The organism is Ruegeria sp. CDSB113, from assembly GCF_059611045.1.
The window spans coordinates 15,357-39,036 of record NZ_JBXWOU010000006.1 but is presented as its reverse complement, the minus strand read 5'-3'; the positions used below and the strand labels follow the sequence as shown (position 1 = coordinate 39,036).

24 protein-coding genes and 2 pseudogenes are annotated in these 23,680 nt (G+C 54.3%); 16 read left to right on the top strand and 10 right to left on the bottom strand.

Annotated features, from left to right (window positions below):
* Positions 1-176 precede the first annotated feature (176 nt).
* The gene (locus AC2FIS_RS12420) at positions 177-1,883 is read left to right on the top strand and encodes a tetratricopeptide repeat protein (RefSeq protein ID WP_496773634.1); all 1,707 of its coding nucleotides are present in this window, start codon (positions 177-179) and stop codon (positions 1,881-1,883) included.
* A 254-nt stretch (positions 1,884-2,137) separates the two neighbouring features.
* Here AC2FIS_RS12420 and AC2FIS_RS12415 read toward each other — a convergent pair whose 3' ends face one another.
* Both AC2FIS_RS12415 and AC2FIS_RS12410 read right to left on the bottom strand, forming a co-directional pair.
* Positions 2,138-2,710, bottom strand: a complete 573-nt coding sequence (locus AC2FIS_RS12415; RefSeq protein WP_496773813.1) for a tyrosine-type recombinase/integrase — start codon at positions 2,708-2,710, stop codon at positions 2,138-2,140.
* 263 nt (positions 2,711-2,973) lie between these two features.
* Positions 2,974-3,618, bottom strand: a complete 645-nt coding sequence (locus tag AC2FIS_RS12410) for an enoyl-CoA hydratase/isomerase family protein (protein ID WP_496773633.1) — start codon at positions 3,616-3,618, stop codon at positions 2,974-2,976.
* Here AC2FIS_RS12410 and AC2FIS_RS12405 point away from each other — a divergent pair.
* A complete protein-coding gene (locus AC2FIS_RS12405) occupies positions 3,559-4,014 on the top strand; it encodes a hypothetical protein (RefSeq protein ID WP_496773820.1) in 456 nt (151 codons plus the stop codon). The genes AC2FIS_RS12410 and AC2FIS_RS12405 overlap by 60 nt on opposite strands.
* 249 nt (positions 4,015-4,263) lie before the next feature.
* On the opposite strand, the gene AC2FIS_RS12400 is transcribed toward AC2FIS_RS12405, so the two are convergent.
* Positions 4,264-4,881 carry a TetR/AcrR family transcriptional regulator gene (locus tag AC2FIS_RS12400; RefSeq protein ID WP_496773632.1) on the bottom strand — a complete coding sequence of 206 codons (618 nt, stop codon included), beginning with the start codon at positions 4,879-4,881 and terminating at the stop codon, positions 4,264-4,266.
* Between the two features lie 70 nt (positions 4,882-4,951).
* Here AC2FIS_RS12400 and AC2FIS_RS12395 point away from each other — a divergent pair, with 70 nt between their 5' ends.
* The 4 genes from AC2FIS_RS12395 to AC2FIS_RS12380 all read left to right on the top strand — a co-directional run bounded on the left by AC2FIS_RS12395 (position 4,952) and on the right by AC2FIS_RS12380 (position 6,858).
* On the top strand, positions 4,952-5,488 hold the full coding sequence (locus tag AC2FIS_RS12395; RefSeq protein WP_496773630.1) for a redoxin domain-containing protein: 537 nt from the start codon (positions 4,952-4,954) through the stop codon (positions 5,486-5,488).
* 57 nt (positions 5,489-5,545) lie between these two features.
* On the top strand, positions 5,546-6,013 hold the full coding sequence (locus tag AC2FIS_RS12390) for a YybH family protein (protein ID WP_496773629.1): 468 nt from the start codon (positions 5,546-5,548) through the stop codon (positions 6,011-6,013).
* A gap of 51 nt (positions 6,014-6,064) precedes the next feature.
* Entirely contained in the window at positions 6,065-6,472 is a 408-nt protein-coding gene (locus tag AC2FIS_RS12385; protein ID WP_496773628.1) for a hypothetical protein, read from the top strand.
* A gap of 86 nt (positions 6,473-6,558) precedes the next feature.
* Positions 6,559-6,858 (top strand): P-loop NTPase family protein, encoded by a 300-nt coding sequence (locus AC2FIS_RS12380; protein WP_496773627.1) that lies wholly within the window; start codon positions 6,559-6,561, stop codon positions 6,856-6,858.
* 253 nt (positions 6,859-7,111) lie between these two features.
* Here the strand turns inward: AC2FIS_RS12380 and AC2FIS_RS12375 are convergent, their stop codons facing one another.
* Together AC2FIS_RS12375 and AC2FIS_RS12370 are read right to left on the bottom strand one after the other, a co-directional pair.
* Positions 7,112-8,104, bottom strand: coding sequence for an MBL fold metallo-hydrolase (locus AC2FIS_RS12375; RefSeq protein ID WP_496773626.1), 993 nt, complete (start codon positions 8,102-8,104; stop codon positions 7,112-7,114).
* Between the two features lie 122 nt (positions 8,105-8,226).
* Positions 8,227-9,087, bottom strand: coding sequence for a helix-turn-helix transcriptional regulator (locus tag AC2FIS_RS12370; RefSeq protein ID WP_496773625.1), 861 nt, complete (start codon positions 9,085-9,087; stop codon positions 8,227-8,229).
* A gap of 208 nt (positions 9,088-9,295) precedes the next feature.
* Between AC2FIS_RS12370 and AC2FIS_RS12365 the strand changes: the two genes are divergently transcribed.
* Positions 9,296-9,487 carry a hypothetical protein gene (locus AC2FIS_RS12365; protein ID WP_496773624.1) on the top strand — a complete coding sequence of 64 codons (192 nt, stop codon included), beginning with the start codon at positions 9,296-9,298 and terminating at the stop codon, positions 9,485-9,487.
* A gap of 153 nt (positions 9,488-9,640) precedes the next feature.
* On the opposite strand, the gene AC2FIS_RS12360 is transcribed toward AC2FIS_RS12365, so the two are convergent.
* Positions 9,641-9,844: a DDE-type integrase/transposase/recombinase gene (locus tag AC2FIS_RS12360; RefSeq protein ID WP_496773812.1), complete on the bottom strand. Its 204-nt coding sequence runs from the start codon at positions 9,842-9,844 to the stop codon at positions 9,641-9,643.
* 158 nt (positions 9,845-10,002) lie between these two features.
* Complete coding sequence (locus AC2FIS_RS12355) at positions 10,003-10,101, bottom strand: DDE-type integrase/transposase/recombinase (protein WP_496773623.1); 99 nt, start codon at positions 10,099-10,101, stop codon at positions 10,003-10,005.
* A 71-nt stretch (positions 10,102-10,172) separates the two neighbouring features.
* On the opposite strand from AC2FIS_RS12355, the pseudogene AC2FIS_RS12350 reads away from it, so the two are divergent.
* Positions 10,173-10,842 (top strand): annotated as a pseudogene (locus AC2FIS_RS12350) (IS6 family transposase); the annotation flags it as partial.
* A 66-nt stretch (positions 10,843-10,908) separates the two neighbouring features.
* Positions 10,909-11,046, top strand: a pseudogene (locus AC2FIS_RS12345) (aspartate aminotransferase family protein); the annotation flags it as partial.
* Between the two features lie 243 nt (positions 11,047-11,289).
* Here AC2FIS_RS12345 and AC2FIS_RS12340 read toward each other — a convergent pair.
* Together AC2FIS_RS12340 and AC2FIS_RS12335 are read right to left on the bottom strand one after the other, a co-directional pair.
* Entirely contained in the window at positions 11,290-13,464 is a 2,175-nt protein-coding gene (locus AC2FIS_RS12340) for an adenylate/guanylate cyclase domain-containing protein (RefSeq protein ID WP_496773622.1), read from the bottom strand.
* Between the two features lie 300 nt (positions 13,465-13,764).
* Positions 13,765-14,400 carry a glutathione S-transferase gene (locus AC2FIS_RS12335; RefSeq protein ID WP_496773621.1) on the bottom strand — a complete coding sequence of 212 codons (636 nt, stop codon included), beginning with the start codon at positions 14,398-14,400 and terminating at the stop codon, positions 13,765-13,767.
* 121 nt (positions 14,401-14,521) lie between these two features.
* On the opposite strand from AC2FIS_RS12335, the gene AC2FIS_RS12330 reads away from it, so the two are divergent.
* The gene (locus AC2FIS_RS12330) at positions 14,522-15,040 is read left to right on the top strand and encodes a DDE-type integrase/transposase/recombinase (protein ID WP_496773811.1); all 519 of its coding nucleotides are present in this window, start codon (positions 14,522-14,524) and stop codon (positions 15,038-15,040) included.
* Between the two features lie 382 nt (positions 15,041-15,422).
* Here the strand turns inward: AC2FIS_RS12330 and AC2FIS_RS12325 are convergent, their stop codons facing one another.
* Positions 15,423-16,184, bottom strand: a complete 762-nt coding sequence (locus tag AC2FIS_RS12325; protein WP_496773620.1) for a helix-turn-helix transcriptional regulator — start codon at positions 16,182-16,184, stop codon at positions 15,423-15,425.
* A gap of 129 nt (positions 16,185-16,313) precedes the next feature.
* Here AC2FIS_RS12325 and AC2FIS_RS12320 point away from each other — a divergent pair, with 129 nt between their 5' ends.
* The 6 genes from AC2FIS_RS12320 (at position 16,314) to AC2FIS_RS12295 (ending at position 23,669) form a co-directional block, all read left to right on the top strand.
* Complete coding sequence (locus AC2FIS_RS12320; RefSeq protein WP_496773619.1) at positions 16,314-18,290, top strand: CocE/NonD family hydrolase; 1,977 nt, start codon at positions 16,314-16,316, stop codon at positions 18,288-18,290.
* Between the two features lie 21 nt (positions 18,291-18,311).
* A complete protein-coding gene (locus tag AC2FIS_RS12315; protein WP_496773617.1) occupies positions 18,312-19,877 on the top strand; it encodes an ABC transporter substrate-binding protein in 1,566 nt (521 codons plus the stop codon).
* Positions 19,878-19,963: 86 nt separating this feature from the next.
* A complete protein-coding gene (locus AC2FIS_RS12310) occupies positions 19,964-20,902 on the top strand; it encodes an ABC transporter permease (RefSeq protein ID WP_108859860.1) in 939 nt (312 codons plus the stop codon).
* Positions 20,903-20,914: 12 nt separating this feature from the next.
* Positions 20,915-21,772 (top strand): ABC transporter permease, encoded by an 858-nt coding sequence (locus AC2FIS_RS12305; RefSeq protein ID WP_113791915.1) that lies wholly within the window; start codon positions 20,915-20,917, stop codon positions 21,770-21,772.
* Positions 21,769-22,749, top strand: a complete 981-nt coding sequence (locus tag AC2FIS_RS12300; RefSeq protein ID WP_496773616.1) for an ABC transporter ATP-binding protein — start codon at positions 21,769-21,771, stop codon at positions 22,747-22,749. The genes AC2FIS_RS12305 and AC2FIS_RS12300 overlap by 4 nt, the downstream gene beginning before the upstream one ends.
* Complete coding sequence (locus tag AC2FIS_RS12295) at positions 22,746-23,669, top strand: oligopeptide/dipeptide ABC transporter ATP-binding protein (protein WP_496773615.1); 924 nt, start codon at positions 22,746-22,748, stop codon at positions 23,667-23,669. The genes AC2FIS_RS12300 and AC2FIS_RS12295 overlap by 4 nt, the downstream gene beginning before the upstream one ends.
* Positions 23,670-23,680 lie beyond the last annotated feature (11 nt).

Sequence of the window (23,680 nt, the reverse complement as noted above, 5' to 3'; positions counted from 1 at the left end):
TTCCCCGTCGCTCCGGCGCTTGCCTGCATGGCAAAGTGCTCGCCCGTGTTAGCGAAAGAAATACAGCAGAGAAGTGCGAACATGTTGCTACCTGCCGTTGAACCCTTGTATGACACCCGGAGTTGCGTGTTGAATGATTGTTTTCTTTAGATTTTTACGGGATTGGGGCTCTTCGGATGGACATATCGGAAAATGACATTCGGGCGCAGTTGCATCGTATATTGACCCATCCTGATTTTGCGGCGACACCCCAACGCCGCGCCTTTTTGTCCTACATCGTCGAAGAGTATCTGTCCGGTCGCGCTGATCAGATCAAAGGTGTTTCCATCGCTATGTCCGTTTTTGACAGGGATGAAACATTTGATCAGCAAATCGACCCGATTGTCCGGCTTGAGGCACGACGCCTGAGACAGGATATAGATGGCTACTATGCCGGACCGGGTCGAGAAGATCCGCTTCGCCTGACCATTCCCAAGGGCGGGTACACCCCACGGTTCGAGCGCGTCGGGCTGTCTGAACCACCGATTACATCGCCCAAGATTTCTTCGCGGGAAAACCGCAGCTCCCGGCGTTTTTCCATTGTCGGACTGGGCGTTGTTGGGCTCGCGATACTATGCTCCTTAGTCTGGTTCCTTTTTGGTGGCTGGTGGACCGCAAGCAGATCAATCTCTGAGGAAACGTTACCGCAAGGCCCTGTTGTGGCTGTCCTTCCGTTTGACACACTAGGAGATGGGCCGGGTTATTTTGCAGATGGACTAACCCAGCAGTTAACCAGTGAGTTGGCGCGGTTTCGTGACATTTGGGTTCTTCCTTTGGGCAGTGGCCGGCGGTCGCCCCATGGGCGTACGAATCTGCAGGGTTTGAGAACAGAGTTCAATGCGGATTTCGCACTTGAAGGAAGTGTTCTCGACAAGGGTGATACCATAGTGCTGTCGGCCCGCCTCATCGACCTCAAAAGTCAGCGATACGTTTGGGTGAATGACTATTCCACGGGCCGCGCCCCTAGCGAAATCTACTCCGCTCAAGATAGTATAATCCGCGATGTAATCGGAAGGTTGGCAGGAAAATACGGTGTCCTGACTCAGGATGCGATGAAAACTGCGACCAGAACGCCACCAAGTAACCGCGATGCATATGATTGCGTGCTGAGCTATTACAGTTACCAGATCACAATCGACCATGGCCGTCATTCGGCAATCATGGACTGCATTCAACGAGCTCTGGAACAAAGCCCAGACTACGCCGAAGCATGGGCCGTGTTATCCAATCTTTATCTTCAACAAATCCGGTTTGGGCTTGGTGGCGACCGCCAAGAGGTGATCGCCGCCGCCTCCGATGCAGCGCGGCGTGCCGTTGAGATGGATCCGAACCTGGCGGCTGGACATTTGATGTTGGCCAATATGCGCTTTGTTCGCGGAGATTTTGATGGGTTTCGCAAGGCCGGTCAGATTGCTGTTGGCCTAAGCCCAAATGACAGTTCTGTTCTGGCACATTACGGTATGAGGCTCGCCTTCAGCGGTGATTGGGACGAAGGTCTGGCCATTGTGGATCGGGCCATCGCTTTGAACCCCGTGCATCCGCATTGGTACCATTTCCCGAAAATATTTTATGAATTCGATCAGGGAAATTACCAACGGGCACTCACGGTTTTGGACCAGATTGACATGCCAAACTTCCTATGGACACACCTTTGGAGCGCAGCTTTGAATGCGAGTTTGGAACGCCAGCAAGATGCCCAGTCCTCGCTGAATGAGTTATTGTTGCAACGACCCGCCTTTGCATCCGAGGCAGACAGCATTCTGTCAATCTGGCAATTGGGTGATCAGTTCGAACAGAAGCTGTTGGGTAGTCTTCACAAGGCCGGTCTTGAGATCAGCAAATGAATGCTTGCAGCCTGGGCTTTGAACGGTGCTGCACATGGTTGATCTAGCGTGAGTGATCTTTAGGTGGGCGTGCGACAAGTAAGCGGTCTTTGGAGGTTGACGCGGCGAACTTATACCTTGTGTCGCGAGCTGTGAGTGCGACCAGCACTGTATTTTGCATTTGCGGCGAATGGCGGCAATGCGGGTTTAGGCGCAGCATTCGAAGACTGTGGTCAAAGTCGGCAAGGGCAGTCTGTGAAGACGGTCCAGAACATCTAGATTTCAATGGTTTCTGCAATGGCCAGGGCGTCTTCAAGCTCAACACCAAGAGACCTGACTGCGCTGTCCATCTTCGTTTGACCTAACAGCAGTTGGACGGCGCGTAGGTCGCCGGTTTTCTTATAGATCTGAGTCACTGTTGTCCGCCGCATTGAATGCGTACCGTAAGCGCTCGCCTCAAGGCCAATCGAAGTTACCCAGTCGCGGACAATCCGCGCATACTGGCGAGTCGAGATGTGCAGGTGTTCGTGGAACCGACCTGGCAAGAGATACCCCGAGCCTGCCATAAGCTCGCCTTCCATCCACTTCTCGACAAACGCCCGCGTTCCTTCGGAGATCTCGAAGCGAACAGATATCTGAGTTTTGCTTTGCAGTACGGATGCGCGTTCCTTGATCTGTCCCGAAGCCATCACGTCGACGACTTTCATCTTCACGAGTTCGCAGCCACGGAGCTTGCTTTCGATCGCCATGTTGAACAGTGCGAGATCGCGATGGTTCTCAGCTAATTCGAGGCGGACGCGAATTGCCCCGACATGCTTTGACTTGAGTGGTTGCTTCTGACCAACGATCCGGCCTTTGTTTCATGCAGGTCGCAGCGCGTGAATGGCAGGCAGGTTTGGTGTTTCCATAGCTGATCCTCCGATCTGTCATACCCTCCCACAATGACAACCCGACATCGACTGAAACGCCATACCACAGGATGCCGGGCCGCATCCGACGTCGGCTACGCGCCCATTCTATCGGATGTTACGTCTCGAAGGAATGTCAGCTCAATGGCCATGAGCGATACTAAAGCTCATGGCCTAGTTTGTGTTTGTTAGGATAAGTACGACTAACCCGCAGATTTGACGAGCTCCGCCGCCGTGTCGGCAAAGACCCCAGAAAAGTCAATTGCTTCGCGTTCCGTCTGACCACCACTCTTAAGAAATGCCTTAATAACGGTTTGCGTTTTTTCTTCAGCCGCCCGCTCGATGAAGTAGCGCAATTCGATTGAAGCACCCGCGACTTCGTCACGGATCGACGCATTCACGATGTCCTTGTACATGGTCACATCGCGCAGGTCTCTGGCTCGAAGAGTATTCAGGATGCCTTCAAGATACTCATCGAGCTCGGCTTTGGGCACGTATTTCGTAATAATTTTCAGCGCTTCAGCTTCCGGCGCAGAAATGTCTTCACCAGTCAGCAGAACCTGCATCGCCTTCTTACGACCCAATCTACGGGCGAACTGAACACCGCCTTGCCCACCGGTTGGAATGTTGACGCCGATCTCGGGCTGGGCAAACGCCGCGTTTTCTGTGCCATAGGAGATATCGCAGGCCATGGTAAACTCGTTGCCGCCGCCCCGCGCAAAACCGTCCACGACGGCAATCGACAACTGTGGAAGTGCTTTGACGTTATTGATCATTTCGGCGAACGCGTGGATGCCTTCTTGCCCTTTTGGCGTGCCGTTAATCGTGTTCAGGTCCGGATGAGCCACAAAGCACTGTGTGTTCGGCGCTACGACGTCGCAACGACAAAGGCCGCAACACAAGAGGAGTTGCTTGATGGTTTCATCGAGCAGCCTTCCGAAACACTTTTGGCCGAAACTCACCTACATCGGATTTGGTATGATCTGCGCTCACAGGCGTTGTTTGAGTCTGCGCTGCTGGAAGATGTAAGAATAATTGACGGCGACCTGGAGCAAATGATTTGGCGCGTCGTCGCACGATATGCCGAATTGGGAGGCGGGACGCCAAAACTATCATCGAAAGCACTCTATGCCCTATTTGATGGCCTGTTCCAGGCCGCCTTGGCGCAGGTGATCGCTGGCGACGACACTGCCGTTTCGGAAATGGATAAGGAGTTAAACGCGCTGTTTCCAACTATCGCGTGAGCCGGTCCCTACTTTGTCTCGCGGCGCCAATGCAGATATTAATATTAACCGGCTTACTGGCAGCGTTGTCCCGCTGTCTTGACATTAAAACGGTGATAGAATTTGCGCCCACAGCAACGGACGACTAGGCCGAATGTCAACTTTGGGCCGGGGATGTCGATGGTGCGGGAGCGACAGGGTGGGGGAACCGAATTGCGGCGAATGGCTCATAAGAGCCCAAACTGCTGAATGCAGCATTGTTCACATGAGTCAGCATTCGGGTTTTGCCAGAACCGAGTTTACATATTTCTCAATGTCATCTGCGAGGTTGGCTTCCGAGAAACCTGCACGCGCCCTAAACACCATGCCTTGTCGTAGGTCGAACATCAGCTTGGCACGATCAGCGCTCGGGAAGTCTTGGGGTAGTGTTCTCAGTCCAACTTCCTTGTCGAAGCGCGCTTTTATGCGTTTGTCGGTTGACGTGATAGCATCACGCAGCATTTCGGCGGTGCCGTCCACGTGTCCGGCACTTGTCGCGACGCACGATACGAGGAAGCACCCTTTTGCCCCACTGGGATGATGTGTGGAATAGTCAATGACTGCCTCGAAAAATGCTCTGACGGCTTGGCGAATAGCGGGCGTGGTTTCCAGAGCAACCAAAGGTGTGCAGGCGTCGTTGGTCGCGTAACTGTTGATGGCTTCCAGGTAGAGGCCATGCTTGTCGCCGAACTCGGCATAAAGGCTGGGGCTGTTAATGCCCATCGAGTCCGTCAACAACTTCATGGACGCCCCTTCATAGCCCTGTTTCCAGAACACACCGATCGCCTTCATGAGAGCATCGTCGCGATCGAATTTTTTGGGTCGCCCAATTTTTTTTGTGACGGTCATTACAAAAGTCCTTGACGTTTCGCTTTTGATAATTTTATAACGATCATCACAAAACGCAAGGGCTAGCAAAATGTCGTCACAAAGAACATCTGCCGGATCACAGTTTCCAGAAGTCACCGTCCCCAAGCTAGGTGGGGGAGAGCTTTTGCTCGGCACTCCGCAAGAGGGCCATGATTGGAAAATTGCCGTCATTTATCGTGGCAAGCACTGCCCGATGTGCACCAGCTATCTGAAAGAGCTGGAAGCGCTGCTTCCCGAGTTTCATGCGCTTGGAGTGGATGTCGTTGCCGTTTCTGCTGATACAGAAGCCAAAGCAACAGACCAGATGGCGCTAGTGCAGCCGAGCTATCCGGTTGGCTATGATCTGAGCCTGAATCAGATGCACGAGCTTGGTCTTTACGTGTCCGATCCCCGTTCCGCAGAAGAAACGGATCGTCCCTTTGCGGAACCCGGTATTTTCGTCGTGAATGCCAAGGGACAAGTTCAGGTCACGGATATCTCAAATGCACCATTTGCACGGCCCGATCTGAAGACGCTGCTGGGAGGTCTTCGCTTCATCCGCAATCCTGAAAACAACTATCCCATTCGGGGGACACGCGCGGCCTAAGGCTCATTTTCCATCTAACACCTTAAAAATAATATACTAAATTGAAAGGACAAGCTCATGCGCTTGACTTCCGCACTCTCTGCTATTGCCGTCATTGCTTCTTTGACGCTGCCTGCTTTTGCCGAAACGACAGCCCAAGCCGAAGCGCGCGAAAGCCTTTTCGCCTTCAATGATCGTTTCAACAAACTTGCTGCCACATATGACGCAGCCGGTCTGATTTCTCTATATGACGAGGATGCGTTCTGGATCGCTCCAGCAACCCGCCCTGCGCAGGGTCGCGACGGTGTGCCCCGTCAGACGATCACCTTTATGAGCGAGAATAAAGGGGAGCTGTCGCACACAATTGAAGATCTTTTCATCTCTGATGATGGCACTCAAGCAGTCATGAAAGGCGTGACAAAAGCTTCCGTTGAAAGCCAGGAATTCGAGCTGGAAGGATCGTACATCTACGTTCTAGAGCGCGAGAACGACGACGCACCGTGGCTGATTGTTCTGGATATGTTCAGCAACTATGCAACCGAGTGATCCTAATAACCAACTCTCCCCGAAACACGAGACTCCAAGAAAAGATTTACAATGGCAATTTCTGAAAACCACCCGAACGCAATCGCCGTCAAAGAGACATTGGATAGTTTGATCCATGGCGTCTCAGGGCATTCCTTTGATGTTCTGGACAACCTCTATCACCGCGACATGCAGACCTATGTTCTGTTGAATGATGGCACCTTGATGCGCAACGACAAGAACGGGTTTGTGGCGTTTATCAAGGACAACATGGGCACGTTGAAGGACGATAATCCGTGGGTGAAGTATCACTTGGTCGAGGCTGATGACACGCATGGGCACATCTTGGTCAGCCGAAAGAACGACGCCACAGGACGCTATCAGCTCATCTCGCTCAGCATCGATTTCGTGCTTGAAGATGGACGTTGGCAGATCACCCGCGAGATCATCATGACACGTAGTGAGGCAACAGACGCCTGAGCAGAGCACCGTGGTGCGTCCTCACCTATGGCGGGTTGGCATTGCCACAAAAACTGCCCCCGATCGGAACGTTTAGGTGCTTACAGATGCAAGACACCAAAACCGGTGCACTGTCTAGCGAACAAATTGCGCGTTTGGCGATGCTGATACTACGGCTCAGAGGCCCGAATTTCTACGTGCTAGATAAGCCGACAACCCATCTGGACATCGACAGACAAGAAGCTCTTGAGGATGAGTTGATCACGCACAATGCATCGTGGCTGCTTGTCGGCTACGACCGCTGCTTTTTGCGTAAGGCAGGCCATCGGTTCTGGATGATCATTGGGAAACGACTGGAAGAGGTTGAGGGTCCTGAACCGTTACTGGCGGGAGAAATGGTGGAGTAGTAGGTCTTATTTTTCGACATACTCGAGATGGGGTTAACCGTCCTCGGAGAGTTCATTGCCCCAGGTCTCATGAAGGGCTGTTCCGAGCTCGTAATTGTGTTTGGTGTCGGAAACTCCCGCTTGCAGCATTTGATTGGGGTCGATCACCATTGCGATAACGGCAAACTCCAAAAATAGATTGCCATTCAATTTTTTGCGTCTGCCACGCAGACTACAGATTAGGTGGGGCGACGTTGCCCCACCTGCTAAGTTGTCAGCTTGTTTGGGCGTTATGCCCAAAATAGAGGAACTCGCGATCCATGCCGGCAACGTCATCAGCTTCCAGTGATAGGCTGGCGGTGTCTAACATCTTGTAGCTCTTTTGCGATTTTACCCATTCGTCTGCGTTTTGTAGGGTCGTCAACGTATAGCTGGTAGTCTCACTCAGGTAATGCGTTGGAATGATGATTTTTGGCTTGAGTTTGGTGACGATGTCATTGCCCTGCTGGTAATCCAGAATGTGCTGGGATCCGTCAACTGGCAGCGTCAACACATCGACCTGACCGATGGCGTCCCAGAATTCCTTTGGCGGATTATGGCGATTGTCGCCCCAAATCAAGGTGCGGATGCCGCCGGTTTCGACCAGATAGACCACCATATCCATGTGGCCGACATTGTCGGGCGGGCAAGCCTGTACACCGAACTCACCCAGCGCGTTTGTCCAGTCATACCAACCCGGTGCCCGACATACATGCTTGTCAGCAAAGCCCGTGATCTTCATGTCTGCAAATTCAAAATTGCCTACCATCCGATCCAGTACCATCGTCGAAACTGGTCGGTGAATGGCGTCATGATCGAAATGGGTGTGCGTTGACATGCAAATGTCCACCGGCGTTTCCGGGAATTCGTTTTTGAACCACAGCCCCCACGCGCCCGACGGATCGTCTCGCCAGGGATCGAAGAGAACTGTCGCTCCGCCCGGGGAAGTAATCTTGATTGCGCAATGACCGAAGTAGTCGATACCAACCGCGCCATCGACGGTATTGCCGGTTGTTTTCTGCAGCTCGATCACACCGTTGTTGTTGCCCGGCTGGGTCCAATCCGTGGATTGTGCTTCGGCCGGCGATGTACTCAGGGCAGTCGCCGCACCCCCGAACCCGGCGGCCCCCGCCGCCATGAAGAAGGATCGGCGCGACAGTCCCGGTGCCAAATGGTCCTTGTCACCGCGCAGCAGCGTCGGTCTCAGATTAAGTTCGTCTTTATCCATATCGCTTGTCCCTGTTGTCGAATGATCCGGGCTTGTCCTCGGATGACGCAAGGGTACCAATCAGGATTGCCTCAACAGGCATTGAATTTTCATGGGTAAAATATGGGGAAGACCCCCATAGTCTATTGCATTGAGAGCAGCAAACTCCTCAGGTTCTGCCCGCTGCGACGCAAGCCAAGCTTTGAGCGAATATTGTTCCGGTGAAACTCGATCGTACTGGGTTCGCGCGAAAGCGTATGGGCGATGTCCTTTGTTGTTTGACCGCGCATGATCATCTGCGCAATCTCCTGCTCGGTTGGTGTTAACATCTCGAATACCGTGGTGAGTTGTCCGCTCATTTCTGAGGTTATGGACTTCAGGCTTTCTTCGGCCAACTCCAGATAGGCGCGTCCGGCGGGATCTCCTTCCAGTCTGCTGCGCAATTTGACCAAATGCGGCACGACCAGTCCTTTAATCTGACGTAGTATTTTGGTGTCGTACTCTTCCCGTGATGTTTCGACGCTGCCGAGCAGAACACGAAGCGCGGTATTTGCTTCCTCAAGATCCGCTGTGCGGTTGGCAACTCGCTGTTCCAGCTGGTCCAGCGTCGCCTGCAATTCTGTTTCAAGGGTAATGCGCCGCTCAATCTCGACCAGCAACTCAAGATCGGCCTCAATAACCCTCGCAAACTCCCGCAAGCCTTCACGAAACAGCAAGGCGCGTCGGTTGCGGCGATGGTCGAGGACACAAATGGTGCCAAATATCGATCCGTCCGGCCATTTTAGGGGGTAACCAATGTAGAACCGCATTCCATGTTCCATATCGTCATTGTCAATCCATTCAGGATCACAGGTTGCATCCTCGACCGTCAGCTCGCCATCTCGCTGCAGAACACCGTAACAGTATAGTCTTTCGTTCAGTGTGAATCGGCGGTCAGCGGAATACGGATTTCCCTCGGAATTGCTGGTGACAAAAACAGAATGATACGGTTCATGTGTGCGCATGACCAAACTTGCAGGCACGTCGGCAACGCGCGCGATCAGATCAACAATCCGCTGCCATTTCTTGACTGTCTCTTGCGATATTGACGGTTTCAAGTGATTGGACCATCCCTTAAACACTCGATGTAGTTTATTGATCTGAATCGTGATCCGACAAGTATCTTGTCCGATCTACACCTGAGTGATCTTGAAATGCCTGAGCCGACTTAGCATGCAGAGTGCGCCAAGCCAGCCGTTCCAACGTCGAGCAACAAGCGTTCTCGTCTGGAATGAAGCAATCAAATTAAGTGAAGTGAGCTTGCTCTATCCGGAAGAGGTCGATGTCCGGAGCAAAATGGCTGCAGCGTGTGATTTAGTGCTTTTCGGCAATGATGGTTTTATGATGTTTGCGATGCTGTCCTGAAACGGCGAAAAGCCAATAATTATTGCCATTCATATTTGTGGCGTTTCGGCACCGTGCCCATGATTTGAGGAGATTAGCCGTGCAAGATGGTTTCAATAATCGGTGCGTCGCGAAAATTAAGAGAAGCCTGAAAAGTCCACCCGCTAGACACAGTTATTCCGCCACTTCAAAAATTTTGCAAAACCCAGAGCCCCAAGGCAAACCGAATTGCCGTTTTCGGATCATGTTCACGGCCTCGATGCCGTCCAGTATCGCCGATGCGAAAATGATTGATTTGGCTCGACACATGTGCTGGACACATCGTTTGATGAACCGGTGATCCTGCTCGATCTTGTTGTTCAAAAATCTGGATTTGATGGTTTGTAATTTGGTTGGATAAGCAAAGCTCTTTTAGGTTTCGTTACTTCTCGAATACCGGCTGCCTTTCCGCCACTCTTGTCGATTACGATCTTACTTGGAATCCCGTTTGACGAAAGTGCCTTTGCAATGAACCTTGTTTCTGCAGGACCGTTTCTTTACTCAGGCAACGTGAAATCAAGGGTGTTTCCCGCTTTGTTGACGGCTCGATAGAGATACATCCACCTACCGCCAACACGCAGGGGTTCTGCGGCCAATTATTAACCATTGGAGCTGGGCAGGTTAGGCGGTGGCTGGCCAGCCGTTTTCACCAGTTGAAAGCCAGTTCATGATCTACGTCAAAGGCGCGCAGTATCCGAAGGACGTGATCCTGTTCGTAGTTTTCTTTGATGCCCGTTACGGTATCTCCTGTCGAGACCTGGAAGAAACCATGGCCGAGAGCGGCGGATCGGTTGATCAAACAACGCTGAACCGCTGGGTGACACGATACTCTGGTACCATTGCCGAAGCCGCGCGATGACGGAAGGGATCGTGTGACCGAATTTGGCGAATGGTGGAATTTATATCAAGGTGAAGGGCTCGTGGGTTTATCTCTATCGAGCCGTCGACAAATACGGCAAAACGCGTGATTTCATGCTTCCTCGACGTTGCAATAAACCGGCCGCCACAAAGCTCTTTACCAAGATGCTGGAGGTCAACGGCATTCCGCGAAAGATCGTCATCGACAAAGGCGGCGCCAATACTGCCAGCATAAAGGTGATCGATACGATGCTCAAAGGCCTTGGTTGTCTGATCCCGATCGAGATGGTGAGGTGGAAATACCTCAATAACTTCGTCGAACAGGATCATCGTTTCATCAAGAGGCGTACTCGGCCCATGCTGGGATTCAAGCCCTTCGCCTCAGCATGGAAAACGCTAGCGGGCATCGAGGTTGCACACATGATCCGCAAGGGGAATTCAAACCCGGACTCTGTCCGTTTCGGCGGTTCGCCGAGCTCGTTGCTAACTCCCGAGCGATTGCTGAAACTGCTTGGCGGGCCCAAATCATTGCAACAGAACCCGACTGGACCTATTCGGCGCATTCGATCGGTGCCGCCGCAGGTATTGCCAATCTCAAGCTGATCGACGAGCTGAAATTGGCGCAGAACGCCTGTGAGACTGGGGCCTACTTGAACGGAGCCGTGGCGGCGATGCTTTCCTTAGGGCCGTCCTCGCCAAGTCAAGGGCGGCTGACCATCGTATTCTGAACTGCCTCCCACGTCTCCTTCGAACCCGGAGGGGTCATCGATGCCACCGCCTTGCCAAAGCACTCGGCGCCGGGGGCCAACGTTCGGTATCAGCCGATTTGAACGATCCACCACACCAAGTTAGCCGTAACATTGGCGCCTGCTGATAGACGAGGCAATCTCGATATTGGACTAACGAAAGCAGGGCCGTTCTAACCTTCAATCATTCACGTGTACGAATTCGGAATCGATAACACCGAAGTTTAGGACAGATGAAACGAACAGGGTCTCGTCAGTCGATCGGGCGCGATCAAGGTAAAGATAGTGGCAGAGTTCGCGACCCTGATGGACTGAAGGAAGTCTGCGACAAATCTGATCGCCAGCGATCCGCCATGTTCCGGTCAAAGGTATCCCATTCATCCAGGCGAAGTTCATTGAGATCGTCCCATCGGGCATCCGCACTTCGGAATAAGGAGCACCGAAGGGTCCAATCGTGTGCTTTTCCTCGAATTCGTCGGAATGCAGCTGAACGAGTTGTTCATGTTCGATACGATCGCCTTCCCGCCCTTTGGGAAAGTCGAACGGCCACTCCGGCAGGCCAGATCCAAGCATGGCCTCGGCATATGTCTGATAGACTGTCGGATCCTTGTAGATATCGAACCATGGCTTCATCCAATTCAGGTTCAGCCAGACATTGTTCACCAGAAACCGCTCGATGTTGTCCCGGGCGGCCTCGACGTTTCCTTGCTCATACTGTGCATCGGCCATAATCCTGAGATGCTGTTCTTTTATCTCGTCCTCCGGAATCCCCGATAGGAGCGTGAGTGCCCTGTCGCTGTCTCCGGCACGCAGATAGCTCCAAGAAAGATCACCTTTCTCGCCGGAATTCAGCCGGGGCGACAGCCGTTCAAACTCTTCGAATGCCTCGATCGCCTTGTCGTAATCACCTATCGCGGTCAAGCTCAGGCCGTGGACATATCGCAAGACTGGCTCGTTGGGATTGCTGAACACGGAGCTTCGCGCAATCGACAGGGCGCGGTCACGTTCGAGGTGTTGAATCAACATCTGGACCTGCAAGCCAATGGCCACCGGGTGCTTTGGATCGTTTTCCAAAACCTCGTCGATAGTGTCAGTTGCAATTTTGAGGGCGTCCAGTGTGAAGCAGATCGTATTGAAACTACCTTCCCAGACCTTGAAATTGGCTTCCGCATATCCGAGCTTTGCTTCGACAAAAGCCGGGTCCAGTTCGATCGCTCTTTCATATTGACTGAGCGCTTCGCCGATGTCCGTAAAATCCTTGCTATCGAGCAAACGTTCTGCCTTGGCAAATGCAAGAAAGGCCTCTGGACTGCCCGTTGGCGCCGCTTCAAAAATGGTCCGTTCAACGGGATTGAGTTTGAGTTTTGTTGCGCCGGCTGCGCCCAGTTTGAGCGTGACGACCATGTCGAGAAACTGATCCCGATCTCCGGTCAGGGACCGCTGCCAGATCGTGCCGTCACCCAGTTCCTCCGTATCACGCAGACGCGCCTGCACTCCGATCTGGCCCTTAGCCGTCTCTACTGACCCATCGAGGACATAACGCAGGCCCAGGTTTTGCGAGACCTCGTCCAGCGGCACATCAACGCCCTCGTAGGCCAGAGTTGTGCTGTAGGTGGAAATGGGCATATGGCGCTGCCGCTCGAAGGACAGAAACAGCAATTCGGTCGCCGCATCGGCAAGAACTTGATCGCCTCCATCTTCAGACTCAAAAGGTAGGATCAGCAGGCCCGCCGTGTCTGGTGCGGTGTCCAAGAAATGATCCTTGGCCGCAAATACCCCGATGACGGCCGCAAGGCAAAGAACTGCCGCGATCAACGACTTCTGGCGATCGACGCGCAGACGCTTTTTGCGTGCGACGATTTTGCCCGCATCTCCCGGATCGAGTAGTACACTGTAGGCATGCACGGGTTCAGAGATGTTTTTTACTGACAAGGTGCCCTGGTCCGCGAATCCGAGGTCGAGCTTGCCTTTGACATTCCGAAAAACCGCTTCGGACACGAGGATGCCTCCCGGCTCGGCCAACCCCTCGAGGCGCGCGGCGACGTTGACCCCTTCTCCGAAAATGTCATCGCCATCAACAAGAATGTCACCGACGTTGATGCCAACCCGATAGGTGATCCAGCGGTCATTGCTGGTCTCGCGTGCTCTTTTGGTGATCGCGCGTTGAAATTGGGCGGCCCATCGGACGGCGTTGACCGCGCTGCCGAACTCGATCAGGGCACCATCGCCAGTCGTCTTGACGACGCGCCCACCGCATTCTTCGACTGCGGGGCTAAACACTTCGTCCTGAATCGCCTTTTGCAGCGCGAGCGTACCAACTTCGTCGAGTTCCATGAGCCGGCTGTAACCAACCATGTCTACGGCCGCGATCGCCGCAAGTCTTCTCTTTCCGTTCAGCTCCGCTATTCTCATCCCGCAGCAGCCCCGCAGTTGCGTTCTCTTGCTCGGATCATTGAACCATAGTTTCAGGGATGCAGTAAGTTTGGATTAAGGGGATCAGTAATTCCGACATCTCCGACGACGCTATGTCCGCAGATCTGTCATCGGCACCCTCGGAATGCTGCGCTGACTATCAACGTCCACTTTGTAGAAGCCGCATCACAGACGTCTTTCGCTAAAGAGGGCAGCTTTGGACCGTGATACGACGTGTTGGGCTCAGCCGTTGAACCAATTCGGAGCGTCGTCTTCTGACCAAGTTGCGTACCTACTCATGACTAGCAAAAATACTTCACTGTCCAGGAATTGATCCAGCCACGCTGTTAAACTCTGCCACTCCTGCGCGTCAAACCAGGCCCGGTCTATATGCGCAAACTGGCGCACAAATGGTAGAAGCGCCAGATCGGCAAGGGTGGGGCGATCTCCGAAAAGCCAGGCCTGCCCGACTAACCGTTCGTCGAGGCTGAGCAAGTATCTTGCCGCTTTCCTGCGTTCCTCTTTGGGATCTAAATCCGGATACCGCGTGGTGTATTTTGTGTGATCTAAAGCCGCCTTGAATGGACCATCATTTACCGTAATCAGTTCCCAACCTTCTTGAGGCATGTCCAAAAGCCGCTGTGGATCATTTTGTTTGAGCGCCCAAACCATGATTTCCAGACTTTCATCTATAACTTTGTCGGGAAGTTGAAGCGTGGGAACTGTTCCGGATGGGGATGTTTGTAAGAAGGCCTCTGGTTTGTCCCGTAAGAGAATTTCGCGCAGCTCGACTGTAACTCTTGAACTCGCCAATGCGAGGCGGGCCCTTATCGCGTACGGGCAGCGACGGAACGTCCATAAGATAGGGTGGTGAGCCATATGAGGATCTATCTCCAATCTACCAGCTTGGTCAAACCTCCCCTCGTTTCCCAATGGGACTGTTGCATTAATCGTCGCCTTTAGGGATTTTTGTATTTTTGAGGTTTCTCATGCCGCGTAGATAGCATTCAAACACCACCGCTTCCCGCGCGACATCATTCTCTGCGCGGTTCGTTGGTACCTGCGGTATCCGCTTTCGTACCAAGATGTAATCGATTTGCCCTCCGAGCGCGGCGTCGAAGTTGATCGCTCGACCGTGTTCTGCTGGGTCCAGAAGTTTAGCCCGGAACTGACTAAACGTACCGAGAAGCACTTACGCCGCGCCAGTGTGGACTGGCATGTGGACGAGGCCTACGCTTATCGACGTGTCATCCGCAATATCAACCGCCGATACGATCCGCATTTCGACAGCATCAGGCATATTGATCGACAGTGGCGGAACAATTTGGTCGAAAGTGACCATGCAGCGATGAAGCGCCTACTTGGGTACCGTCAAAGATTTCGATCCTTGCAAACCGCGAAGGCAACACTGAGAGAGATAGAGACGATCCGGACCTTCAAACGCGGCCACATTTGTCACAAACAAACCGGTGTTCGAGGAGAGATCGACTTCATCTCAAACCTGTTTGAGCATGTATAATTCGGCCGCATCTGCCGCGCCTGACCCAGCTTCAGCCGATTAATGCAACGGTCTCGATCGGATGTAGCTTGGTCCGCCGCGCAGAATGAACAGGTCGCGTAAGGCATCAATGACCTAGCCAGAGTTCAGACCGGTGTTCGAACTGGTTGTCGAATTTGATCGAAAATCGCTCGTTAGCAGAGGGCGAAGCGGTGGCCAAGCAACGTTGAAACGCGGCTAATGGAGTGATGGCGGCCCGAGGCAAACCTGACCGCGCGTTGTGGGCATCGAGGCCGCCGACATGATCCGGAAGGGGCAGCCTGGGGCTTCTACAAGCGAACCCAGATAAATTGCAAAGCGTGCAGCTTAGCTTCGCTTAAGTTTGCGCAACATCCGGCCGCTTTCAGGACTCTTTCAGATGCTTGCGGACAGTCGGATCGATCCTTGTACTTTGAGCTGGATAGATGCCGCAGGCGGCAATTGCTTCGCGGGCACTCACACGCTCGTGCAAGCGTTTCCAGATTGTTTTGGCAGCATAGGGGTGCGGGTAGGGGCGCCAGGCGACGCCCATGGTCATGCCGCGCAGATATTTTAGTTGCTGGCGGTGTGCGGAATACAAGATAGTATTGGCGACGCTTCCTTCGCGTGCCAGCTCGTGTTCGGTCACGAATATCCTGTTACCGCGCATTGTTACCAGGCCAGAGTAACGCGAAATCTGGTGAGTGCTCTTGTCTGGCGAGGTGGCGATTTCCCGGGACCGGATCGTGAACAGCCCATCCCTTTCCTGAATGCGGATCAGGGAACAAAAGATCTTTCCTTCCCAGGACGGCGTGCAGAAATAGGAATGATAAAAGCCCACATATCGCCTTAGATTTTTCTGCTGCCCCCGAAACGGGCCCAGAAACGTGTCCGTTGGTGTATGCCCGGCTTGCGGTAAGGCACGCATGAGCATTCGTTCGAAGCTCGCTGTTTCCGCGAACAGGTCGGCTTCTGTCAGGTCGAAATGACGTGCAATGCGGCGCATGTTGTGGGCAGACGGCAGGCTGGCGCCATTCAGGTAGCGATTGAATTGCTGTCTGTTGACGCCGATATCACGGCAAATCTGTGAAATATTCCCATGCTCTGCGCATAATGACCGAAGGTTGGAAGAAAAATTTTCTGACACAGGCAAAACCTTTCGCGTTTTGACGCTATATCACGACAAGACGCGTCAGTTCGCGTAAGATCGCACAATTTGCATTAGCTGCAAATCGGTTTCTTCTTAGGCATCACTTTGCAACAGACAAGCGACCAGATGCCAATTGAACCCATCGAAAACACATGGATCACGCTCGCCGACGGGCGACGGTTGGCTGCGCGCATCTGGTTGCCCGAAACCGGTCCTGCCCCCGCAATTCTGGAATATTTGCCGTACCGCAAACGCGACGGCACTGCGCCAAGAGATGAAACGACACACACGGTTTTTGCCGAGGCAGGCTATGTCTGCATCCGCGTTGACATAGCTGGAACCGGGGACAGCGAAGGGCAATTCGACGACGAGTACTCTGAGCAGGAACTGCATGATGGTGAGGAAATCATAGCTTGGATCGCCGCGCAGGATTGGTGTGACGGCCATGTCGGGATGATCGGGATATCGTGGGGCGGATTTAATGGCTTGCAGCTAGCCTTTCGACAACCACCAGCATTAAAGGCCGTCGTCAGCGTCGCCTCGACCGTGGATCGCTATGCGGATGACATCCATTTTATGGGCGGGTGCCTGCTGAGTGACAACATGAATTGGGGCAGCCAAATGTTTGCCTACCTGACCCGACCCGCTGATCCGGACCTTCGTGCAGATTGGCGTGAGGATTGGCTAACCCGACTGCAAAGCGTCCCATTTTCTGCTGCGGATTGGCTGCGCCATCAGACACGTGACGCGTTTTGGAAACATGGCTCGGTTTGCGAGGATTGGTCCGCGATCCAAACCCCCGTTTTGGCCATCACCGGATGGGCAGATGCTTATGTCAATGCGCCCACGGCATTGGCAGCCAACCTAACCGTGCCAACCAAAGCCGTCATTGGGCCGTGGGAACACCGTTATCCTCATATCTCAAAACTTGATCCTGCAGACTTTCATTCCGAAGTTATTGGCTGGTTTGACCGCTGGCTCAAGGGGCAGGAAAATGGGGCCGAAGACCTGCCTGCGTACCGGACATACATGCAGGAGCATTTTAATCCGACGGCACAAAACTCTGCCCGGCAAGGTCGTTGGATTGCGGAAACCACGTGGCCGTCACCGCATATATCTGAACAGGTCTGGCATTTGACGCCGTGTGGGTTCTCTCAGCAACCGGCCACGGGCACGATCACTGTCATATCACCCAGTCATGTCGGTAGGGAAGGCGGGTATTTCTGTGCGGGCATGCGGATCGACAATGAACTTGCAGGGGATCAGGCAAGGGATGATGCCCTGTCGGTTTGTTTTGACAGCGCGCCGCTGCAGGCCCCGCTGGAGCTGCTGGGCCGAGCAAAGCTGAAGTTTCGGTTTTCGGTAGATCGACCTGTTGCCCAATTTGTCGCGCGGTTATGCGATGTCTCGCCCGAAGGTGTATCGCAGCGCATCAGCTATCGTCCACTGAACCTGTGCCACTACCGCAGCTATGAAACGCCCGAAAGTCTGCGGCCGGGTGAAATCTATGAAGCCGAAATTGTTCTGAACGAATGCGCGCATTATTTGCGCGAGGGTCACGTGTTGCGACTGGCGCTGTCGACGTCATACTGGCCGATCGTGTGGCCAGCACCGCACTCGGCCGAGGTGACAATGCACTTGCAGGATTGCACCCTGCATTTGCCGGTGCGGGAAGTCACGCATGAGGTTCAAGCTTCTGAACCTGGCCCGGCACAGAACTATCCAGTTCTTGCCGGTGAACAATTGCGTCCACCATCCGCGCAATCCGAACGCACCGTGACCAAAAATGGTCAGGTGGTTCTGGAGACATTTGATGACTACGGAAAATCGCGCGACCCGTATCATGATCTGATTGTCGGCAGTGACGTTCGCATGCGCTACTGCATTCACCCCGATGATCCGACAACCGCGCATTTCCAGACCGCTTGGAGTTTTTCGTTCGAGCGCGAAGATTGGCAAGTCGCCATCTCAACCGAATGCCGGATGACCTGCGACGCGCAAAATTTCTATCTCTACCGCAAACTACGCGCCACTGAAGGTGCAGATGAAATCGAAGTTTTGACGAAGGAATGGTCCGAAACCGTTCCGCGCGGACTTCTCTGACTTAATCCAAGGGAGGATACTATGAAGATCGAATGGACAAAGGCCAATGTAGGTCGGCGGAGGTTCCTGAAAGGTGCAACCGCGCTTGGGGCCGCCACGGCGCTTCCGATAGGATGGGCGAACCGTGCGTTTGCGGCAGATGACGGCGTGCTGCGGGTGCGGGCCTATGGAGATGCGCAGAACATGGATCCGGCCCATTCCGTTGGTGTCGTTGAAGAAGAGGTTCATGCCTCGATCTACAACAAGCTAATCCAGTACAAACCAGGCGAGGAATGGGGCTGGCAGATGGATGCCGCCACGATGATCGAGCAGGTTGATCCGACCCATATCAAGTTCGCATTGCGTGATGATATCGGGTTCACCAATGGATTTGGCGCGATGACCGCCGAGGACGTCAAGTTCAGCATGGAACGGATCGTGGACGACGCAACCGACAGTCCGAACAAACCCGACCTGGGGCCATTCAGCCATGTTGAGGTCACCGGAGAACGTGAAGGAACGATCGTTCTGAACAGCCCGTTTGCACCGATCTGGTCGATCGCCCTTCCGTACATTACCGGCAACATTGTCTCGAAAGCCGCTGTCGAAGCCGCGGGCGGCCGGATCGGCGCTGATCCGGTTGCGGAATCCGGTCCTTACCTGCGCGACAGCTGGTCGCCCAAGGAAAAGACCGTTCTTAAGCGTAACCCCGACTGGAAAGGGGACGCGCCCACCTGGGACACCGTCGAGATCTATCCGATTGACGATGAAAACACTGCCGAGATTGCGTTCGAAGCGGGTGAACTGGATGTAACCCGCGTGTCGCTGGGCTCAGTCGAGCGTTACCGCGCCGGGGTTCCCAATGGTGGATCGCTGGTCGAAAAACCCTCGCTTTATTATGTCTGGATGGGCATGAACGTCGAGCATCCGAAGCTGCAAAATCAAAAACTGCGGCAGGCGATTCAGCACGCGGTGGATGTCCCCAGCATTCTGGAGGCGGCGTATTTTGGTGCTGCTGAGCCATCAACCGGCATCATCGCACCGGGTCTTGCCGGGCATCGGTCCTCTTCGCTTGTGCCACCCGCGGCAGATTTTGAAAAAGCGGCGCAGTTGCTGGCGGAATCCGGTGAAACCAATGTCACGCTGACCCTAGACACGTTGAACAAAACGACCTTCACGACAACCGCTCAGATCATTCAGGCGACGCTGGCGCAGATCGGGATCACGGTTGAAGTCAACGTTCTGGAATCCGGAGCGTTCTGGGCATCTGGCGACAATGAAAACCTTCAGCTTGTTCTGAACCGCTTTTCGATGACCCCAGACCCGTATTATGCGACGTCGTGGTTCACGCCCGAACAGATCGGAAAATGGAACTGGGAACGTTTTAACAGCCCTGAATTTAACGAAATCCATGAATCCGCGGCTGCGGAAACGGATATCGCAAAACGGGCGGAAATGTATCAGCGCGCGCAGGATCTGATGGAAGAAAGCGGTGCCTATCGCTTCATCACTCATGAGGCAACGCCGGTCATTCACAGCGCTCGGGTCATTCCTGCACTGCGACCAGATGGCCTGTCGTTGCTTCGCTATTTCGGCAAGGCGACCTGACCTCCCCAGGTCGACCGGGTACGGCGGGCGCGTAACGCTCGCCGTGCCAAATTGAACGCCATCAAGCCACAAGGAGCCAGTTGGCCATGCTAAGTTTTGCAACCCGTCGCTTCGGGCTGTCGCTACTCATCCTGTTCGTGGCGGTCACCGTCATGTTCCTGATGATCCGCGCCGTGCCTGGCGATCCGGTCCAGATCATGCTGGGCCCGCGCGCCACGCCCGAACTTCAGGCCCAACTCACAGCGGCGCTGGGGCTTGATCAACCGATTTGGAAACAGCTTTTGATCTTCTATGGGAATCTTCTGCAAGGAGACCTGGGAACCGATGTATTTTCGGGTCGGTCCGTGACGGACATCGTGTTCCAGCAGTTGCCATTCACTCTGGAACTGATTTTTGCGTCAATCCTGTGGTCTGCAAGCCTGGGCATCGCACTTGGTGCCTATGCGGCGGCGCATCCCAATACGCTGATCGACCGGATCGCCGCAGCAATTTCCGTCAGCTTTGTGGCTGCTCCGGCCTTTGTTGTCGCACTTTTGGCACTGCTGGTATTCGCCGTGCATTTGCAGTGGTTTCCCGCCATCGGCGCCGGAGAGGGGTTCTGGGACCGCCTCGACCATCTGGTTCTGCCTGCGTTTGCCATCGGTCTCAGTTGGGTTGGCTACATTGCCCGGCTGGTTCGCGCTTCGATGCTCGAGGTTATGGGCGAAAGCCATGTGCGCACCGCGCGCGCCTTTGGGATCGCCGAGCGTCGCGTGGTCATGGTTTATGCACTGCGGATCGCCATTTTGCCGGTCGTTACCGTGATCGGCGTTGGCATGGGCTTTCTTCTCAGCTCCGCCGTTTTCGCTGAAATCGTCTTTGCTCGACCGGGTTTGGGTAAGTTGGTTATCGATAGCATTACCACCCGAAACTACCCGATTGTTATGGGCTCGGTCCTAATATCAACGGCGTTGTTCGTGGTGTCGACCGCATTGGCAGACCTGATCAATGCGTTGCTCGACCCACGCGCACGCACGGCTCATTGAGGAGGGAGCGTTATGGAAAAATCTCGTTCCGAACTTGGCCAGATCATCATCGGCGTCGCCCGCGACCCGCTTGGCCTAATGGGTTTGATCATCGTCGGAGTCATCGTATTCTGCGCCATCTTCGCTTATTGGATTGTACCCTATGATCCGATTGCGATGGATATCAAATCCCGCTTGCAAGGACCATCCGCCGCACACCTGCTAGGCACAGATCAGTTAGGGCGCGACACGTTCTCGCGGGTGATCGCCGGGGGGCAAGTTGCGCTCAAGGTGGCATTGCCTGCCGTGTTTGGCGCAATGGCGATTGGCCTGACGCTTGGCATGATTGCTGGCTATGGGCCGAAGTGGCTCGACAACCTTCTGATGCTGTTCTTCGATACCATCCGATCCTTTCCGACAGTGATGTTTGCGCTTGCCGTCGTGGCCCTGATCGGACCCAGCCTGCAGACTGTGGTCTTCGTGGTCATGGCGACCTCAATCCCAACCTACGGTCGCGTCGCGCGAACTCAGACGCTGACCCTGCGCAACTCTGAATTCATTCTGGCAGAGCGGTCGATGGGGGCCAGCATGGCGCGCATTCTGGGCGTGCATATGCTGCCCAACATCATTGGCGTTCTGGCTGTGCTGGCGGCTATGGATATTCCCACAGTCATCGCGCTGGAGGCTGGCCTGTCCTTTTTGGGGCTGGGTGTGAAACCTCCGACGCCCAGCTGGGGTGCTTTGCTAAAGGACGGGTACTCATTGATCCGCCAAACCCCCTGGCTGGTGGTCGGCGGGGGTCTCCCGATCATTCTGGCGACGCTTGGATTTACCTTCCTGGGTGAAAGCCTGCGCGATGTGGTTGACCCGAAACTGAGGAAACAGCGATGACCGACACACTTCTGGAAATCGACCACCTCAGCGTCGACTACGAAACAGGCCGGGGCGACCTCAAGGCTCTGAGAGACATCACATTCGACGTCAACAAAGGCGAAATAGTTGGCATTGTTGGGGAATCCGGTTGCGGTAAGTCCACTCTGATCTCGTCCATCCTGCGTTTGACAGCGCCTAATACGCGGTTCCGCGAAGGAGAGATCAGGTTCAAAGGGCAGGATTTGCTGCAATCATCGGAACGACATATGCGCGACTTGCGCGGGGCGGACATATCCATCGTCTTTCAGGACCCGATGCAAACGCATAATCCGGTTCTGACCATCGGGCAGCAAATGTTGGACATTCAGCACCGCTCCAAACAGTCAAAACCGGACAAGCTGGCCCACGCCGCCAAAATGCTGGGCGCGGTTGGCATCCCCGATCCCGAGGCGCGCCTAAAGCAATACCCGCATGAATTCTCGGGCGGGATGCGCCAACGGATCGCCATCGCAATGGCGTTGATGTCGGAGCCTGACCTTTTGATCGCGGATGAACCTACTACTGCATTGGACGCAACACTTGAGGTCCAGATTATCGAACGTCTGCAAGAGCTGCAGCGCGAGTTTCACTGTGCCATCCTGTTCATCTCGCACCATCTGGGCGTGATCGCGGAACTCTGTGATCGGGTGGTGGTGATGTATGCCGGCGCAGTTGTCGAAAGCGGCGAAGTGCGTGAGATTTTCCATAACCCAAAACACCCCTACACACGCCGCCTGATCGAATGTGACCCCGGTCATATCAAAGAACGCGCGCGCGTTTTGCCGACCATTCCCGGTGAAGTGCCTGATCTGGCCAATCTGCCGGGTGGCTGCATCTTCCGGGATCGTTGTGATCAAGCGATGGCACGGTGCGCCACCCAAGTGCCGCCGTTGGATCAATTGAAAGAAGGCCATCACGCCGCATGCTGGCTGAACCATGAGGAGGTCACAACATGAGCTTGCTGAACGTCGTGGACCTTAAAACTAGCTATGGCCCGGTCAATGTTTTGGCGGGTGTCAGCTTTACCGTGCAACCTGGCGAGACCTACGCGCTGGTTGGCGAAAGCGGTTCTGGTAAAACGACTGTTATTCGCGCCATTGCGGGTCTTGCGCCTGCGCAAGACGGCTCGGTCACTTTTGAGGGGCGGGAAATTCGCGGCGCGCCGGAACGCGTCATGCGTCCGCTGCGCAAAGACATGGCGATGATGTTTCAGGATCCGGTGGGAAGCCTGTCGCCGCGTCTGACAATCCGCAGCCTGATCACTGAGCCATACCGTATTCAGGGTATGAAAGACAAAGATCTGGATGCAGAAGCCAAGCGACTGCTGGAAATGGTCAATCTGCCCACGCATTTCGCAGACCGCTATCCATATCAGTTGTCGGGTGGGCAAGCGCGGCGAGTAGGCGTGGCCCGGGCGCTGGCGCTGGAGCCGAAATTGATCCTGGCGGATGAACCGACCGCAGGCCTCGATGTGTCTGTGCAGGGTGAGCTTTTGAACCTGCTCAACGATCTGCGCGAACGGCTGGGACTGGCGATGGTAATCATCACCCATAACCTAAGCGTTGTGCGCCACGTGGCCGACAGAATGGGCATCATGTATCTGGGCCGGTTGGTAGAAGAAGGCACAACCGAGACGATTTTCAAAGATCCGCGCCACCCCTACACCCGTTGCCTTTTAAGCGCCAACCCAGAGCCGGATCCGGATGCGCGGTTGGAACGGATCGCCCTAAAAGGTGAACCCCCCAGCCTGCTTAAACGCCCCTCTGGATGTGAATTCCGTGAACGCTGTCCTTTTGCCAAGGACATCTGCACCCAGACCCCACAATGGGAAGTGGACGGCGGCCACGGGCTGCGTTGTCTGGCGCCGTTGTCGTAGTAGGAAATCCA

What these genes read in the sequence shown, in the direction of transcription:
- AC2FIS_RS12385 (WP_496773628.1), top strand. Translation starts at nt 6,065, where the DNA reads ATGGCAATTTCTGAAAACCACCCGAACGCAATCGCCGTCAAAGAGACA.
- AC2FIS_RS12300 (WP_496773616.1), top strand. Translation starts at nt 21,769, where the DNA reads ATGACCGACACACTTCTGGAAATCGACCACCTCAGCGTCGACTACGAA.
- AC2FIS_RS12380 (WP_496773627.1), top strand. Translation starts at nt 6,559, where the DNA reads ATGCAAGACACCAAAACCGGTGCACTGTCTAGCGAACAAATTGCGCGT.
- AC2FIS_RS12365 (WP_496773624.1), top strand. Translation starts at nt 9,296, where the DNA reads ATGCAGAGTGCGCCAAGCCAGCCGTTCCAACGTCGAGCAACAAGCGTT.
- AC2FIS_RS12420 (WP_496773634.1), top strand. Translation starts at nt 177, where the DNA reads ATGGACATATCGGAAAATGACATTCGGGCGCAGTTGCATCGTATATTG.
- AC2FIS_RS12315 (WP_496773617.1), top strand. Translation starts at nt 18,312, where the DNA reads ATGAAGATCGAATGGACAAAGGCCAATGTAGGTCGGCGGAGGTTCCTG.
- AC2FIS_RS12335 (WP_496773621.1), bottom strand. Translation starts at nt 14,400, where the DNA reads ATGGCTCACCACCCTATCTTATGGACGTTCCGTCGCTGCCCGTACGCG.
- AC2FIS_RS12375 (WP_496773626.1), bottom strand. Translation starts at nt 8,104, where the DNA reads ATGGATAAAGACGAACTTAATCTGAGACCGACGCTGCTGCGCGGTGAC.
- AC2FIS_RS12370 (WP_496773625.1), bottom strand. Translation starts at nt 9,087, where the DNA reads ATGCGCACACATGAACCGTATCATTCTGTTTTTGTCACCAGCAATTCC.
- AC2FIS_RS12295 (WP_496773615.1), top strand. Translation starts at nt 22,746, where the DNA reads ATGAGCTTGCTGAACGTCGTGGACCTTAAAACTAGCTATGGCCCGGTC.
- AC2FIS_RS12305 (WP_113791915.1), top strand. Translation starts at nt 20,915, where the DNA reads ATGGAAAAATCTCGTTCCGAACTTGGCCAGATCATCATCGGCGTCGCC.
- AC2FIS_RS12390 (WP_496773629.1), top strand. Translation starts at nt 5,546, where the DNA reads ATGCGCTTGACTTCCGCACTCTCTGCTATTGCCGTCATTGCTTCTTTG.
- AC2FIS_RS12395 (WP_496773630.1), top strand. Translation starts at nt 4,952, where the DNA reads ATGTCGTCACAAAGAACATCTGCCGGATCACAGTTTCCAGAAGTCACC.
- AC2FIS_RS12310 (WP_108859860.1), top strand. Translation starts at nt 19,964, where the DNA reads ATGCTAAGTTTTGCAACCCGTCGCTTCGGGCTGTCGCTACTCATCCTG.
- AC2FIS_RS12400 (WP_496773632.1), bottom strand. Translation starts at nt 4,881, where the DNA reads ATGACCGTCACAAAAAAAATTGGGCGACCCAAAAAATTCGATCGCGAC.
- AC2FIS_RS12320 (WP_496773619.1), top strand. Translation starts at nt 16,314, where the DNA reads ATGCCAATTGAACCCATCGAAAACACATGGATCACGCTCGCCGACGGG.
- AC2FIS_RS12340 (WP_496773622.1), bottom strand. Translation starts at nt 13,464, where the DNA reads ATGGTTGGTTACAGCCGGCTCATGGAACTCGACGAAGTTGGTACGCTC.